The following is a 13,962-nucleotide window of genomic DNA, read 5'->3' as shown; positions in this document are numbered from 1 at the left end:
CCGTCAGCCGACCGGGCCGCCGGAACCGGAGCCGCCCAGCCGCGCGGCGAGGACCTCCGGGTCGGCCGTCGGGGCGTCGCAGGTGAAGTGCCGGCAGACATAGGCGGCCGGACGGCCGTCGAGCAGCGTCCGGCCGGACAGCAGCGGCACCTCCTCGGATCCCGGGTCGCCCACGGCGACGGCCAGCCCGGGCGCGGTGGACAGCAGGGCCGTGCGGTGCAGCTCGCGGGTGGCGGGGTGGTCACCGGGCCCCACGACCGCGACCTCGCGCGGCCCGTCCAGCAGCGCCTCGGCCACCGCCAGCCCCCAGCTGACGAAGCGCGGCGCCTTCGGTCCCAGCGTCCGCACGACGCCCAGCGCCTTCTCGGCGGCCTCCCGGTGCGCACCGCTGCCGGTGCGGGCGGCGTACGCGAGGAGGGCGCCCGCGGCGGCCGTCCAGCCGGAGGGGGCGGCGTTGTCGGTGGGGTCCTGGGGCCGGCGGATGAGGGGCTCGGCGTCGTCCGCGGTGTCGTACAGCGCCCCGTCGGGCGCGGTGAAGTGGACCAGCACGGTGTCCAGCAGCAGCCCCGCGAAGTCGACCCAGACCCCCTCCCCGGTGACCGACGACAGGGCGAGGAAGCCCTCCGCGACGTCCGCGTAGTCCTCCAGCACGCCCGCGTGATCGCCCGCCACGCCGTCCAGCGAGGTGCGGAAGAGCCGCGCGTGCCAGTCCATGTGGGTGCGGACGATCAGGTCGGCGGCGTCCGTGGCGGCCTGCACCAGGTCCGGACGGTCGAAGAAGGCACCCGTCTCGGCCAGCGCGGCCACGGCCAGCCCGTTCCAGGCCGCCACCACCTTGTCGTCCCGGCCCGGGCGCGGCCGCCGGTCGCGCGCCGCCAGCAGCCGCGCCCGTACGGAGGCGAGCTTGGCCGCGTCCCACAGCCGGTCGGTGTCCGGCAGCCGCAGCACGGAGGCGCCCTCCTCGAAGGTCCCCTCCTGGGTGACGCCGAAGTACTCGGCCGCCAGCAGCGCGTCCTCCTCGCCCAGCACCTCGCGCAGCTGAGCGGGCGTCCAGACGTAGTGGGCGCCCTCGACGTGCCGGCCGCTGCCGTCGTCGCTGTCGGCGTCCAGCGCGGAGGCGAAGCCGCCCTGCGCCGTGCGCAGTTCGCGCACCATGAAGTCGGCGGTCTCCAGGGCCACCCGGCGGGCGAGCTCCGAGCCGGTGGCCCGCCACAGGTGGGCGTAGGCCCGGCACAGCAGGGCGTTGTCGTAGAGCATCTTCTCGAAGTGCGGCACCACCCAGGAGGCGTCCACCGAGTAGCGGGCGAAGCCGCCGCCGAGCTGGTCGTAGATGCCGCCCCGCGCCATGGCCTCGCAGGTGGCGGACGCCATCTCCAGGGCGGCCTCCGAGCCGGTGCGCACGTGGTGGCGCAGCAGGAACTCCACCGTCATGGCCGGCGGGAACTTGGGCGCCCCGCCGAAGCCGCCCCGCACCGCGTCGAAGTCGCGGGTCAGGCCCAGGAGCGCGGCGTGCAGGTCCTCCGCGCCCGGCGCCCGGGTGGTGTCGACGGCGAGGGTGCGCTCGGACAGGTCCCGCACGATGCGCCGGGCGACCTGGCCCACCTCGTCGCGCCGGTCGTTCCAGGCGGCGCCGACCCCCTCCAGCACCTGCCGGAAGGAGGGCATGCCGTGCCGGGGCTCGGGCGGGAAATAGGTGCCGAAGTAGAAGGGCTCGGCGTCGGGCGTGAGGAAGACGGTCATGGGCCAGCCGCCCTGGCCGGTGGCGGCCTGGACGGCTTCCATGTAGACCGCGTCGATGTCGGGCCGCTCCTCGCGGTCGACCTTGACCGCGACGAAGTGCTCGTTGAGGTAGGCGGCGGTCGGCGCGTCCTCGAAGGACTCGTGCGCCATCACGTGACACCAGTGACAGCTGGAGTAGCCCACGCTGAGCAGCACGGGCACACCCCGCCGCCGCGCCTCGTCGAAGGCGGCGGGGACCCACGGCCACCAGTCGACGGGGTTGTCGGCGTGCTGGAGGAGATAGGGGGACGTCTCGTGGGCCAGGCGGTTGGGCATGGGCCCATCCTTCACCACGGCGGCGCCGGGACGAGCCCCTGACCCGCCCCTTGCCCGAAGTGGGGGGCGAGCCCCCTGGTGCGGTTACTTGTCGGCCGCGCCCTCGCCGGGGGCGCCCGGCTCCGGGGCCTCCACGAAGTCCACGCGCTTCATGTGCTTGTTCATGCTCTTCATGAGCAGCCAGACGGCTCCGCCGATCACGGCGAAGACGATGAAGCCGAGCACGCCGGGAGTGACCTTGTCCTTGTCCAGGTCAGCGGCGGCGAGCGGCAGGGCGGCGAGGGTAGCGGACGCGCTCATCATGGGGTCAATTGTTGCGGATGCCCGCGAAGAGGTCGTCCTCGGGGAGGGAAGTGTCGACGAGGGACTTCGCCAGCTCGTACTCCTCGGTGGGCCAGACCTCGCGCTGGAGGTCCAGCGGCACCCGGAACCAGCCGCCGTCGGGGTCGATCTGGGTGGCGTGGGCGATCAGCGCCTTGTCGCGGATCTCGAAGAATTCACCGCAGGGCACATAGGTGGTCAGGGTGCGCTCGCGGCCCATGGTGTGCCAGCGCTCCAGCCACTCCCCGTACGGGGACTCCATGCCGCGCTCCAGCAGGGCCTCGTGCAGCGCCTGGGTGCGCGGGCGGTTGAAGCCCTGGTTGTAGTAGAGCTTCAGGGGCTGCCAGGGCTCGCCGGCGTCGGGGTAGCGCTCCGGGTCGCCGGCGGCCTCGAAGGCCACCATCGAGACCTTGTGGGTCATGATGTGGTCCGGGTGGGGGTAGCCGCCGTTCTCGTCGTACGTGGTGATCACGTGCGGCCGGAACTCGCGGATCAGCTTCACCAGCTCCCCCGCCGCCTCGTCCACGTCCTGGAGCGCGAAGCAGCCGTCCGGCAGCGGCGGCAGCGGGTCGCCCTCGGGCAGGCCGGAGTCGACGAAGCCCAGCCACTCCTGCTTGACGCCCAGGATGTCGCGGGCCTCGGCCATCTCCTTGGCGCGGACCTCGTGGATGTGCTCCTCGATGTAGGGGTCACCCTGGAGCTTGGGGTTGAGGATGGAGCCACGCTCACCACCCGTGCAGGTGGCGACCAGCACGTCCACCCCCTCGGACACGTACTTGGCCATCGTGGCCGCGCCCTTGCTCGACTCATCGTCGGGGTGGGCGTGAACGGCCATCATTCGCAGCTGCTCAGTCAAGGCTCGATCCTCAGTCACTGGTCATGTCAGACGACTCCTATAGTGACCGAAGCGGGCGCCGATTCATTCCGTGTCCCGAAAGCGGAACCCGACCGGCCGCCCCCGGCCCGAGCAGGAGGAACGACCATGGCTGCGGAGCCGCAGACGCTGCCCGAAGGCCGCTACGGCCGCTCGGCGGACGAGCGGGCCGACCGCAAGCTGAAGATCGTCGGCGGGGTGCTGCTCGCCGTGCTGCTCGGCTTCGTCGGCTGGGCGGGTGTGCATTACATCACCAAGTCGGACATCTCCGCCGAGCTGGTGCGTCGCAAGACGATGTCGGACGACACGGTCCAGGTGGTGCTGGAGATCCGCAAGAGCAAGGATTCGGTCGGCGTGTGCACGCTGCGCTCGCTGGGTGAGGACGGCTCCGAGGTGGCCCGCAAGGACGTCACCCTCGACCGCCGTGAGAGCCATTTCACCGAGCTGGTCACGCTTCGCACGACCGCCAGGGCGTTCGCCACGGAGCTGGAGGGCTGCCGCGACGCCCCGTCCGGCCACTGAGACGGGAAGGGCTCCGCGAGGGGGCCCGGCAGGCCGCGGGCGCGTCCTGACGCAGTCGTCACACCACTGTGACCTGCACTGACGCGGAACTTACGTGGTTTCCACCCTTTACTTCTTCCCCCTTTACGGACGTAATTGTTAGGCTCGTGGTTTCGCCCCGCTTGGAAGGTGCACCCTTCTCAGTAGGGCGTTCATTTGTTATCGCGATGTATCCCCAGCATTCCCCCAGTACCGACGAGGAGCACCTGTGACCCAGACCAGCGACAACGTCACCTGGCTGACTCAGGAGGCGTACGACCAGCTCAAGGCCGAGCTGGAGTACCTGTCTGGTCCCGCTCGCACCGAGATCGCGGCGAAGATCGCGGCGGCCCGCGAGGAAGGTGACCTGCGAGAGAACGGCGGTTACCACGCGGCCAAGGAGGAGCAGGGCAAGCAGGAGCTCCGCGTGCGCCAGCTGACGCAGCTGCTGGAGTCCGCCAAGGTCGGCGAGGCTCCCGCCGCCGACGGCGTGGTCGCCCCGGGCATGGTCGTCACCATCGCCTTCGACGGCGACCCGGACGACACGCTCGGCTTCCTGCTCGCCTCACGCGAGTACGCCAGCTCGGACATCGAGACGTACTCCCCCCAGTCCCCGCTGGGCTCCGGTGTCAACGGCAAGAAGATCGGCGAGGACGCCGAGTACGAGCTGCCCAACGGCCGCAAGGCCAAGGTGCGCATCCTGGACGCCAAGCCCTACACCGGCTGACGCCCGTCGACGCGCCGCAGCGCACGCCTGAGCCCCGGACCGCATCGGTCCGGGGCTCTCGCACGTCAGGGGCTCAGGCCGTCGCCGAGCGGTACTTGCGCACCGACAGCGACCGGAACACCAAGACGATCACCACGGACCAGATCAGCGACGCCCACACCGGGTGCTGCATGGGCCACGCCGACGGCACCGGATAACCCGGCGGCAGGTTGCCGAAGAGCTGCCGGGCCGCCTGCACCGTGGCGCTGAAGGGGTTCCACTCGGCGATGTGGCGCAGGACCGTGGGCATGTTGTCGGCGGGCACGAACGCGTTGGAGATGAAGGTCAGCGGGAAGAGCCAGATCAGGCCGCCCGAGGTGGCCGCCTCCGGTGTGCGCACCGACAGCCCGATCAGGGCGCCGATCCACGAGAAGGCGTAGCCCAGCAGGAGCAGCAGGGCGAAGCCGGCCAGGGCCTTCGGGATGCCGTTGTGCACCCGCCAGCCGACGATCACGGCGACGATCGCCAGCACCACCAGCGTCAACGCGGTCTGTACCAGGTCCGCGAGGGTGCGGCCGGTCAAGACCGCCCCGCGCGCCATGGGCAGGGAGCGGAAGCGGTCGATCAGGCCCTTGTGCATGTCGTCGGCGATGCCCGCGCCCGCGCCGGCCGTGGCGAAGGTGACGGTCTGCGCGAAGATGCCGGCCATCAGGAACTGCCGGTACGTGCTCGGGTCCGTGCTGCCGCCCACGGCGATCGAGCCGCCGAAGACGTAGCTGAACAGCACCACGAACATGATCGGCTGCACCAACCCGAAGATCACCACCTCGGGGATGCGCATCATGCGGATCAGGTTGCGCTGGGCCACCACCAGGGAGTCCCGCACGGACTGGACGGCGCCGCCGCGTGCGCGCGGCACGGGACGCCGGGACAGGCCGTCGCCGACCGCGGTCATGACAGGGCTCCTTCCCTCTCCTCGCCCCCCACGGCCGCGGCCTCGGCGACGTGCCCGGTGAGCGAGATGAACACGTCGTCCAGCGTCGGGCGGCGCAGCCCGATGTCGTCGATCTCGATGCCGCGGACGTCGAGTTCCCGGATGACCTCGGCGAGCAGCCTGGCACCGCCGGAGACCGGCACCACGACCTTGCGGGTGTGCTGTTCGACGGTGGTCTCGCCCTTGCCGAACGCCCGCACGACCTCGACCGCGTCGGGGATGCGCTCGCGCTCGTGCACGACGAGCTCGACGCGCTCCCCGCCGGTGCGCGCCTTGAGCTGGTCGGAGGTGCCGCGGGCGATGACCCTGCCGTGGTCGATCACGCAGATGTCGTGGGCGAGGTGATCGGCCTCCTCCAGGTACTGGGTGGTGAGCAGCAGGGTCGTCCCGCCCGCGACCAGCTCCTGGATGACCTCCCACAGCTGCTGGCGGTTGCGGGGGTCCAGACCCGTGGTGGGCTCGTCCATGAACATCACGGGTGGGCTGACGACCAGGGCGGCGGCGAGGTCGAGGCGCCGGCGCATGCCGCCGGAGTAGGTCTTGGCGGGGCGGTCCGCGGCGTCGGCGAGGTGGAAGCGCTCCAGCAGCTCGGCCGCCCGCGCCTTCGCCTCGCGCGCGCCCATCTGGTAGAGCCGGCCGACCATGCGCAGGTTCTCACGGCCCGTCAGGTATTCGTCCACCGCGGCGAATTGCCCCGACAGGCCGATGGCGTGGCGGACTTCGTTGGGTTTTTTCAGTACGTCGATGCCCGCGACCACGGCTCTGCCGCGGTCGGGCTTGATGAGGGTGGTGAGCACCCGCACGGCGGTGGTCTTGCCCGCTCCGTTGGGGCCGAGAAGTCCTAGAACGGTTCCTTCCGGAACGTCGAGATCAACGCCGTCCAGAGCCGTGACGTCGCCGAAGGTCTTGACCAGGCCTTCGGCGTATATAGCGCCTGGCATGGATGTTCTCCCCATTGAGGTGACGTAATACACGATTTTACGTTCACCGGGGACATCCCGCCCCGTGAATGAAAGCCACCGGATATGGGCCTCGATTCTCCGGTGGCCAGCGGCATCTCCCGGAGCCGCATTCGGCTCCGCCGCCGTCATCCCCTCACGGCATCACCAGATAACCAGCCTCCCGCAGCGCCGCCCCCACCTCCGCACAGTGCTCCGGCCCCATCGTCTCCAGGTGCAGCTCCACCTCCGCCTCGGTGAGCCCGAGCCGGGGGTCGGTGCGGACGTGGCTGATGTCCAGCACGTTGGCGTCGACCGCCGACAGCACCTCCAGGAGCGCCGCCAGCGCGCCCGGACGGTCCGTCAGCCGCAGCCGCAGGGAGAGGTAGCGACCCGCGGCCGCCATGCCGTGCCGCAGCACGCGCTGCATCAGCAGCGGGTCCACGTTGCCGCCCGACAGCACCGCCACGACCGGCCCCTCGAACGAGCCGGGGGCGGCCAGCAGCGCCGCCACGGGGCTCGCCCCGGCGGGTTCGACGACCAGCTTCGCCCGCTCCAGGCACAGCAGCAGCGCGCTGGAGAGCTCGTCCTCGGAGACCGTACGGACCTCGTCGACCAGGTCGCCGATGATGCGGAACGGCACGTCGCCGGGGCGGCCCACCTTGATGCCGTCCGCCATCGTCGCCGGCGCCGGGATCGACACCGGGTGCCCCGCCCGCAGCGAGGGCGGGTACGCGGCGGCACCGGCCGCCTGCACGCCCACGATCCGCACGTCCGGCCGCAGCGCCTTGACCGCCACCGCGATGCCGGCCGCCAGCCCACCGCCGCCGATGCCCACCACGATGGTGCGCACCTCGGGGCACTGCTCCAGGATCTCCAGGCCCACCGTGCCCTGGCCGGCGATGATGTCCGGGTGGTCGAAGGGGTGGATGAAGACGGCGCCCGTCCGCTCGGCCCAGTCCTTCGCGGCGCGCAGCGTCTCGTCCACGACCTCGCCGTGCAGCCGCACTTCGGCCCCGTACTCACGGGTGGCCGCGACCTTCGGCAGCGGCGCGCCCTCGGGCATGAACACCGTGGACCGCACGCCCAGCAAAGACGCGGCCAGCGCCACGCCCTGCGCGTGGTTGCCGGCGCTGGCGGCGACGACGCCCGCCGCGCGCTCGGCCTCCGTCAGCCCCGCGATGCGCACGTAGGCGCCGCGCACCTTGAAGGACCCGGTGCGCTGGAGGTTCTCGCACTTGAGGTGGACGGGGGTGCCGGCCAGCGCGGACAGGGTGCGGCTGCTCTCCATGACGGTCGTCCGGGCCACCCCCGAGAGCATCTTCTGTGCCTCGCGCACGTCGTCGAGCGTGACCGGGGCCGAAGCCGCCGGGGACAGGGGAGGTATCGGGGGCAGGGGGGACGTTCCGGGGACGTCCTCGTCACCAACTCGCGCAGCCATGGTGCCCAGTATGCTGCCCGGCCCCCGGACCGGGCGGGCACGCCGCCGGGCGTGCCCCCGGCAGCCACCGGGCGGGGCGTCGCGCGGGACCCCCTGAGACCCCCTGCCACCCCCGCATACCGACCGGTTTGCGAAGCCCCGGTACGAGCGGGGGCCGAGCCGCGTACTCTGTCCCCCATTCTCAGCAATTCCAGCCCGTCTCCCTGCCCGCCGTACCGAAGTGAGCCCCAGGCCATGCCCACCTCTCAGGACATGACGACCGACCTCGCCCCCGGTGTCCTCGACGCCCTCCAGCACCAGGTGGCCGTCTTCGCCCGCCGCGCCGAGCAGACCCGGCTCGGCGGCGTCGGCCGGGTCCACAACTCCATGGACCGCGCCGCCTACCTCCTGCTCAACCGCCTCGACCAGGAAGGCCCGATGGGGGTCAAGGCCCTCGCCGCGGGCATGGGAATCGACTCCTCGACCGTCACCCGCCAGGTGGCGCCCCTGGTCGACACCGGCCTGGTCAAGCGCACCTCGCACCCGGAGGACGGCCGCGCCGTCGTCCTGCAGCTCTCGCCGCGCGGCAAGGCCCGCCTGGAGGAGGTGCGCGCCTCCCGGCGCGAGCTCATGGCGCTGTGCACGGCCGGCTGGTCGGAGGACGACCGCGACGCCTTCTGCGCCCTGCTCACCCGCTTCAACGCCGCCCTCTCCGGCATCCACACCGCGCTGCCCCAGGTGCCGCCGACCTCTTGACCCGGCCCGCCCGGCTGCCTTGTCCTGGAACCGCCTTGTCCCGCAGGGGGAACGGAGGGGGCGGTGCGCGAGCGGCGGGCGGAGCGCGAGCGGGTGCGCGCCCGGGAGTTCGAGGCGTTCGCCGCGGGCGCGGGCGGCCGGCTCCTGCACGCCGCGCTGCTGCTGACCGGTGAGCCCGCCGGACGGCCCGAGGCCGCCGAGCGCCTGCTGACCGCCGCACTGGCGCGGACGTACGCCGCGTGGGACCGCCTGCGCGGCGAGGACCCCTACGACCTGGCCCGTCAGGAGCTCGCGGCCCGCTACGCACGCACCGCGCGGCGCCATCGCCGCGCCCGCGGCGGGCTGCTGGACCGGCTCACGCCCCAGGAACGTCTGGTGCTCGTGCTGCGGCTCCACGAGGGCGTGGCCGAGGAGCAGGCGGCAGCGGCGCTGGGCCTGTCGGAGGAGCGCGTACGGGCCGTCTGCGCGCGGGCGGTGGCAACGATGCGCGGGCGGCGTACGCCGCCGGTGCCATGAGCGGCCACGACCGCAAGGAGGACGAGGTCCGCCGGATGCTGGAGGGCCGTCATCCGGCGCTCCCGCCGGACGTGGTCCGGCGGGCCGCCGAGGAGGGCCGCCGTCTGCTGCGCCGCCGCCGGGCCGTACGGGCCGTGGGGTGGGCGCTGCTGGTGGCGGTGGTGGTGGCGTTCTGCGTGTGGGCCGCCGTCGCGGAGCCGTGGGCAGCCCGGCCGGCCGAGCGCACGCCACCGCTGCGGGGGTGGTGAAACGATCCCGCAGCGGGGGGACGGCCGGCTCCCACGGTGGCCCCGGGCGCCGGACACGGCGCCGGGGCCCGGCTCGGTGCTCCACAGGCCGGCCCGGTGCCCTCGCGGGCCGGCCCGCTGCCCGTACCGGTCAGCCGTCAGCCCAGTGCCTGGGTCAGGTCGGCGATCAGGTCGTCCGCCGACTCGATGCCGACCGACAGGCGCACCAGGTCCGCGGGGACCTCCAGCGCCGAACCGGCCACGGAGGCGTGCGTCATCCGGCCCGGGTGCTCGATGAGCGACTCCACGCCGCCCAGGGACTCGCCCAGGGTGAACAGCTCGGTGCGGTTGCAGAGCTCGACCGCCGCCTCCTCACCGCCCTCGACCCGGAAGGAGACCATGCCGCCGAAGGCGCGCATCTGCTTCGCCGCGACCTCGTGCAGGGCGTGGCCGGGCAGGCCGGGGTAGAAGACCTGGGTCACCTTCGGGTGCGCGACCAGCAGCTCGGCGATGCGCTCGGCGTTGGCGCTGTGCCGGTCCATGCGCACGGCGAGGGTCTTGATGCCGCGCAGGGTCAGCCAGGAGTCGAAGGGGCCGGCGATGGCACCCATCGCGTTCTGGTGGAAGGCCAGTTCCTCGGCGAGGCCGGCGTCCGCCGTCACGAGCGCGCCGCCGACGACGTCGGAGTGACCGCCCATGTACTTGGTGGTGGAGTGCACGACGACGTCGGCGCCCAGCGCCAGCGGCTGCTGGAGGTAGGGGCTGGCGAAGGTGTTGTCCACGACCAGCTTCACGCCGGCCTCGTGGGCGATGCCGGCGAGGGCGGCGATGTCGGTGATGCCGAGCAGCGGGTTGGACGGCGTCTCGACCCAGATCGCCTTGGTCTGCGGACGGATCGCCGCGCGGACCGCGGCCGGGTCGGAGGTGTCGGCGACCGACCACTCCACGCCCCAGCGCGCCACGACCTTGGCGAAGAGCCGGAAGGTGCCGCCGTAGGCGTCGTTCGGGATGACGACGTGGTCGCCGGGGGCCAGCAGGGTGCGCAGCAGGCAGTCCTCGGCGGCGAGGCCGGACGCGAAGGCGAGGCCGCGGGCACCGCCCTCCAGGGCCGCCAGGTTCTCTTCCAGGGCGGTACGGGTGGGGTTGGCGCTGCGGCTGTACTCGTAGCCGCCGCGCAGGCCGCCGACGCCGTCCTGCTTGTAGGTGGAGACTTGGTAGATGGGCGGTACGACGGCCCCGGTCAGCGGGTCCGGGTCCTGCCCGGCGTGGATCGCGAGGGTTTCGAAGCTGTGCTGGTCGCTCATTGTCCCGAGGGTAGTCGCCGTTCGACGGAACACTCCTGTTCACTTGTCACAGGCAGATGAACGATTCCGCCGCTGTCCGGCTGGTCGTCCCTGTCCGTCTATGTCGCCGTTTCTCATCCCTCTCTGGTTTCAGGACAACGCATGGAGTTTCTGATCATCCTGCTGGCACTCGTCGTCGTGTGCGGGTTCGTGGTGGTGCCCGCCCTGCGCCGCAGGCGCGCCGGGGAGGACGCGCTGCGGGGCGCCGGCCCGGCCGTCGACCCGGCGGGCGCGTACGGCTTCGCACCGCCCGAGCGGCTGGACGTACGGCTGCCCGGCCCGGACCCGGAGCTGCTGACGGCCGTGGAGGAGGCCCGCCGCACCCAGGACTGGAAGCCCGCCGCCGACCTGCTGGCCCGCACGGACGCGACCACCGCCGCCGAGCTGCGCTGGCAGCGGGTGCAGACCCTGGCGGGCGCCGCGGCCGCCGAGCTCGCCGAGGCGCCGGGCACGGGCGGCATGTGGCTGCGCCACTGGCGCGTGGTGGCCCCGAAGGACCCGGGCGGCGCGGCGGTGCAGGCCGAGTTCCTGGTCCAGCAGGCCATGCGCGACCCGTCGTCGCAGGACTACCGCATGATCCTTGAGGAGGCCCGCTCGGTCCGCGCCGAGGCGGCCCTGCTGGCGCCGGGCGATCCCGTCCCGGCGATCGTCGAGCTGGGCGTGGCCCGGGGCCTGGGCGCGAGCGAGGCGGAGTTCCAGTCCCTGTGGGAGACGGTCACGGCCCGCGCCCCGCACCACATGGGCGCGCACCTGTCGGCGCTGCGCTACTGGAGCGCGAAGTGGCACGGCTCCCGGGAGCGCGCCGAGTCCTTCGCGCGGGCCGCCGCGGCGAGCGCGCCGCAGGGCAGCCTGCTGCCCGCTCTGCCGCTGTTCGCGGTCTTCGACCACCTGCCGGACGTGCAGCTGGTGCGGAGCCTGTTCCAGAGCGCGGTGATCCGCGACGCGGTCGAGGCCGCCCAGTACGCGGTGAACCATGCCCCGGAGGACCACCCGGTGCTGCCGCACGTCCGCCACCTCCTGGCCTGGTTCCTGGTCCGCGCCGACCGCCACGGGGAGGCCCTGGAGCAGTTCCGGAAGATCGACGGCCACATCGGGGCGCTCCCGTGGACGTACGAGCAGGACCCGGTGGCCGCGTACGCCGCGTACCGGGCGATCGCGGTGGCGGGCTTCGAGGCGGGGCGGCACTCCGCGTAGCGGACGGTGGGGAGGCGCAGGGGGCCGGCCCCGGTGTGATCGGGGGACAAGGGCGGAGGTCGGCCCCCGGCGGGGTTCGGCGCCCGGTTCGGCGCCCGGTTCGGCGCGCGCGGTTCGGCGCGCGCGGTTCGGCGCGCGCGGTTCGGCGCCCGGCGAAATTCCACCCACCTGCACCCCAATCGCACATATGATCCCCTAGCTGTTGCTTCGCCGACCCTTCAGGTGGGGGACTCTGCCCTGTGGGCACATCTCTGCGCGCCTTACGGGCATTCGCCCTGCTGGCCGGATTCCATCTGCTCACGCTGGCCGTGCTCGGCGCGCTGCTCGGCGCCGACGTCGCGGCCTGGACCTGGGCACCGACCGCGGTCGCGGTCAAGCTGACCGTCCTGTCCGTCCTGCTGGGCGTCCCCGTCGTCCGGGGAACCCTGACGCTCGGCAGGCCGGGCCACGCCGACGTCGCCGGACTGCCCGTCACGGACGCCGAACAGCCCGAACTGTGGCGTACGGTCCGCTCGTTGGCCGAGCGGGCCGACACCCGGCCGCCCGACACGATCCTCCTCACCGGGGACGCGAACGCGGGCGTCTCCGAGGACGCCCGCCTGCTCGGCCTGCTGCCCGGCCCCCGCCGGCTCTACGTCGGGGTACCGCTGCTGACCGGGCTCACCGAGCCGCAGCTGCACGCCGTGCTCGCCCATGAGCTCGCCCACTACGGCAACACCGACACCCGGCTCGCCGGCATCACCCACCGCGGCCGCGACAGCGTGCTGCGGACCGTGGAGGCCTTCCAGGAGCAAGAACGGAAGCGGATCGACAAGGAGCACTCGCGCCAGGAGAGGGCCGCCGCCAAGGCGGTCGCCAAGGGCCGCGAGGCCAAGCCGGTGAAGACCGGCAGGGCCGGGCTCACCTACCGGACGATGGCCAGGCCCTTCCTCGCGTACGCCCGGTTCTACCTGCGGGCCACCCACGGGGCGGGCCGGGCGCAGGAACTCGCCGCCGACCGGACGGCGGCGCGGATCGCCGGACGCGACGCCACGGCCTCGGCGCTCCGCGAGACCGCCGCCCTCGGTGCGGCCCACGACTTCTACATGAGCCGCTACGCGACGATGGGCGTCCCGGCGGGCCTCCTCCCGCCGCGAGGCGAGGTCTTCGGCGGCCTGCGACACCTGCTCACGGCCCCGGAACGCCAGGAGGACCTGGCGGAGTTGCGGAGCGAACCCCCGTCTGAGGAACCGTCCCCGTACGACACCCACCCGCCGCTGGCCGACCGGTGCCGCCTGATCGAGGCGTTGCCCGACGACGGCCGCGAAGCGGCGCCGGCGCGGCCCGCGCTCACACTGCTGCGCGACGTGGAGCGGGTCCTGGCGGATCTTGAGGATGCCGTCCTCACCCCCGAGGCCCTGGCCCTGGAACGGGTGGAGTGGCCGGAGCTGACGCACCGGACCATGTACGCGCTGACGCTGGAGGAGGCGCGTCCGGTACGGGAGGCGCTGGCGGCGGCGGGGACGGTCATCACGGCGGACGCGACGGCCGGGTTTCCGGCGCCCGTGCCGGCACGACCGACCGACGCGGTGGCCCCGACGCCGACAGCCGCCCCCGCACCGCCGGCTCACGCGGCGGACCCGGCGGGAGCCGGGACATCGGCACCCGTCCCCGCGCCGCCGGCCCCCGGACCGGCCCCCGCGGCGGACCTCGCGGCGTTCCTCGACGCCGTCGACGCGGGCCTGCTGTGGCAGGTCGCCGGCCACCTGCCCAAGTCCCCGGAGGCCGCCCGGGCGCGGGGCCGGGCCGCGCGGGAGTTCCTGCGCCCCGCGCTGTACTCCGGGCTGTGCAACCTCACCGAACTGACCTTGGCCGACACGGCGGCGGCCCGCTGGCAGCCGTCCTGGGCGGAGCCGGCCCGGCTGCTGCTGCCGACGGGCGTCCGGGCCGACGAGGCGGTGGCGGCGGCGGTACGGCAGGCCGTCGACGACGTCCCCGACACGGCACCACTGCGCGAGCTGCTGCGCACCACCGCCCCCGCCTTCTGACTTGTCTCCACTCTTCCTCTCCCGCCCTCTCGATTACCGATCGGATGACCC

General features: G+C 73.1%; 14 protein-coding genes. 7 read left to right on the top strand and 7 right to left on the bottom strand.

Annotated elements, in window-relative coordinates; genetic code table 11:
* Nucleotides 1-3: 3 nt before the first annotated feature.
* The 3 genes from CYQ11_RS19275 to mca all read right to left on the bottom strand — a co-directional run bounded on the left by CYQ11_RS19275 (nucleotide 4) and on the right by mca (nucleotide 3,232).
* Complete coding sequence (locus CYQ11_RS19275) at nucleotides 4-2,055, bottom strand: thioredoxin domain-containing protein (RefSeq protein ID WP_099201501.1); 2,052 nt, start codon at nucleotides 2,053-2,055, stop codon at nucleotides 4-6.
* A gap of 84 nt (nucleotides 2,056-2,139) precedes the next feature.
* A complete protein-coding gene (locus CYQ11_RS19270; protein WP_398779811.1) occupies nucleotides 2,140-2,355 on the bottom strand; it encodes an RAMP4 family protein in 216 nt (71 codons plus the stop codon).
* A 7-nt stretch (nucleotides 2,356-2,362) separates the two neighbouring features.
* Nucleotides 2,363-3,232 carry a mycothiol conjugate amidase Mca gene (gene mca, locus CYQ11_RS19265; RefSeq protein ID WP_099201503.1) on the bottom strand — a complete coding sequence of 290 codons (870 nt, stop codon included), beginning with the start codon at nucleotides 3,230-3,232 and terminating at the stop codon, nucleotides 2,363-2,365.
* A 126-nt stretch (nucleotides 3,233-3,358) separates the two neighbouring features.
* Between mca and CYQ11_RS19260 the strand changes: the two genes are divergently transcribed.
* Together CYQ11_RS19260 and greA are read left to right on the top strand one after the other, a co-directional pair.
* Nucleotides 3,359-3,772, top strand: a complete 414-nt coding sequence (locus tag CYQ11_RS19260; RefSeq protein ID WP_099201504.1) for a DUF4307 domain-containing protein — start codon at nucleotides 3,359-3,361, stop codon at nucleotides 3,770-3,772.
* Between the two features lie 247 nt (nucleotides 3,773-4,019).
* Nucleotides 4,020-4,517 (top strand): transcription elongation factor GreA, encoded by a 498-nt coding sequence (gene greA / locus CYQ11_RS19255; protein ID WP_099201505.1) that lies wholly within the window; start codon nucleotides 4,020-4,022, stop codon nucleotides 4,515-4,517.
* 73 nt (nucleotides 4,518-4,590) lie between these two features.
* Here the strand turns inward: greA and CYQ11_RS19250 are convergent, their stop codons facing one another.
* The 3 genes from CYQ11_RS19250 to ilvA all read right to left on the bottom strand — a co-directional run bounded on the left by CYQ11_RS19250 (nucleotide 4,591) and on the right by ilvA (nucleotide 7,749).
* Entirely contained in the window at nucleotides 4,591-5,451 is an 861-nt protein-coding gene (locus tag CYQ11_RS19250) for an ABC transporter permease (RefSeq protein ID WP_099201506.1), read from the bottom strand.
* On the bottom strand, nucleotides 5,448-6,431 hold the full coding sequence (locus CYQ11_RS19245) for an ATP-binding cassette domain-containing protein (protein ID WP_099201507.1): 984 nt from the start codon (nucleotides 6,429-6,431) through the stop codon (nucleotides 5,448-5,450). Before CYQ11_RS19245 ends, CYQ11_RS19250 begins: the two co-directional genes overlap by 4 nt.
* A 154-nt stretch (nucleotides 6,432-6,585) precedes the next feature.
* Complete coding sequence (gene ilvA, locus CYQ11_RS19240) at nucleotides 6,586-7,749, bottom strand: threonine ammonia-lyase (RefSeq protein WP_240003616.1); 1,164 nt, start codon at nucleotides 7,747-7,749, stop codon at nucleotides 6,586-6,588.
* A 354-nt stretch (nucleotides 7,750-8,103) separates the two neighbouring features.
* On the opposite strand from ilvA, the gene CYQ11_RS19235 reads away from it, so the two are divergent.
* The 3 genes from CYQ11_RS19235 to CYQ11_RS19225 all read left to right on the top strand — a co-directional run bounded on the left by CYQ11_RS19235 (nucleotide 8,104) and on the right by CYQ11_RS19225 (nucleotide 9,368).
* On the top strand, nucleotides 8,104-8,604 hold the full coding sequence (locus CYQ11_RS19235) for a MarR family winged helix-turn-helix transcriptional regulator (protein WP_181143705.1): 501 nt from the start codon (nucleotides 8,104-8,106) through the stop codon (nucleotides 8,602-8,604).
* Between the two features lie 63 nt (nucleotides 8,605-8,667).
* Nucleotides 8,668-9,120: a sigma factor-like helix-turn-helix DNA-binding protein gene (locus CYQ11_RS19230; protein WP_099201510.1), complete on the top strand. Its 453-nt coding sequence runs from the start codon at nucleotides 8,668-8,670 to the stop codon at nucleotides 9,118-9,120.
* Nucleotides 9,117-9,368, top strand: coding sequence for a hypothetical protein (locus tag CYQ11_RS19225; protein ID WP_099201511.1), 252 nt, complete (start codon nucleotides 9,117-9,119; stop codon nucleotides 9,366-9,368). The genes CYQ11_RS19230 and CYQ11_RS19225 overlap by 4 nt, the downstream gene beginning before the upstream one ends.
* Before the next feature lie 137 nt (nucleotides 9,369-9,505).
* On the opposite strand, the gene CYQ11_RS19220 is transcribed toward CYQ11_RS19225, so the two are convergent.
* Entirely contained in the window at nucleotides 9,506-10,651 is a 1,146-nt protein-coding gene (locus CYQ11_RS19220) for a cystathionine gamma-synthase (RefSeq protein WP_099201512.1), read from the bottom strand.
* A gap of 141 nt (nucleotides 10,652-10,792) precedes the next feature.
* Here CYQ11_RS19220 and CYQ11_RS19215 point away from each other — a divergent pair, with 141 nt between their 5' ends.
* Complete coding sequence (locus tag CYQ11_RS19215) at nucleotides 10,793-11,884, top strand: hypothetical protein (RefSeq protein ID WP_099201513.1); 1,092 nt, start codon at nucleotides 10,793-10,795, stop codon at nucleotides 11,882-11,884.
* A 239-nt stretch (nucleotides 11,885-12,123) separates the two neighbouring features.
* Nucleotides 12,124-13,911, top strand: coding sequence for a M48 family metalloprotease (locus CYQ11_RS29945; protein WP_146104706.1), 1,788 nt, complete (start codon nucleotides 12,124-12,126; stop codon nucleotides 13,909-13,911).
* Nucleotides 13,912-13,962: the final 51 nt, after the last annotated feature.

Origin of the sequence: Streptomyces cinnamoneus, from assembly GCF_002939475.1 — a bacterium.
GTDB lineage: Bacteria > Actinomycetota > Actinomycetes > Streptomycetales > Streptomycetaceae > Streptomyces > Streptomyces cinnamoneus_A.
Note: the sequence above shows the minus strand (reverse complement) of the source record. Positions and strands in the feature narration are given on the sequence as shown.

Bases quoted from the DNA above. Each gene is read 5' to 3' on its own strand.
- CYQ11_RS19215 (WP_099201513.1), top strand. From the start codon at position 10,793: ATGGAGTTTCTGATCATCCTGCTGGCACTCGTCGTCGTGTGCGGGTTC.
- CYQ11_RS19260 (WP_099201504.1), top strand. From the start codon at position 3,359: ATGGCTGCGGAGCCGCAGACGCTGCCCGAAGGCCGCTACGGCCGCTCG.
- ilvA (WP_240003616.1), bottom strand. From the start codon at position 7,749: ATGCTCTCGGGGGTGGCCCGGACGACCGTCATGGAGAGCAGCCGCACC.
- CYQ11_RS19275 (WP_099201501.1), bottom strand. From the start codon at position 2,055: ATGCCCAACCGCCTGGCCCACGAGACGTCCCCCTATCTCCTCCAGCAC.
- CYQ11_RS19235 (WP_181143705.1), top strand. From the start codon at position 8,104: ATGCCCACCTCTCAGGACATGACGACCGACCTCGCCCCCGGTGTCCTC.
- CYQ11_RS19270 (WP_398779811.1), bottom strand. From the start codon at position 2,355: ATGAGCGCGTCCGCTACCCTCGCCGCCCTGCCGCTCGCCGCCGCTGAC.
- CYQ11_RS19245 (WP_099201507.1), bottom strand. From the start codon at position 6,431: ATGCCAGGCGCTATATACGCCGAAGGCCTGGTCAAGACCTTCGGCGAC.
- CYQ11_RS19220 (WP_099201512.1), bottom strand. From the start codon at position 10,651: ATGAGCGACCAGCACAGCTTCGAAACCCTCGCGATCCACGCCGGGCAG.
- CYQ11_RS19250 (WP_099201506.1), bottom strand. From the start codon at position 5,451: ATGACCGCGGTCGGCGACGGCCTGTCCCGGCGTCCCGTGCCGCGCGCA.
- CYQ11_RS19225 (WP_099201511.1), top strand. From the start codon at position 9,117: ATGAGCGGCCACGACCGCAAGGAGGACGAGGTCCGCCGGATGCTGGAG.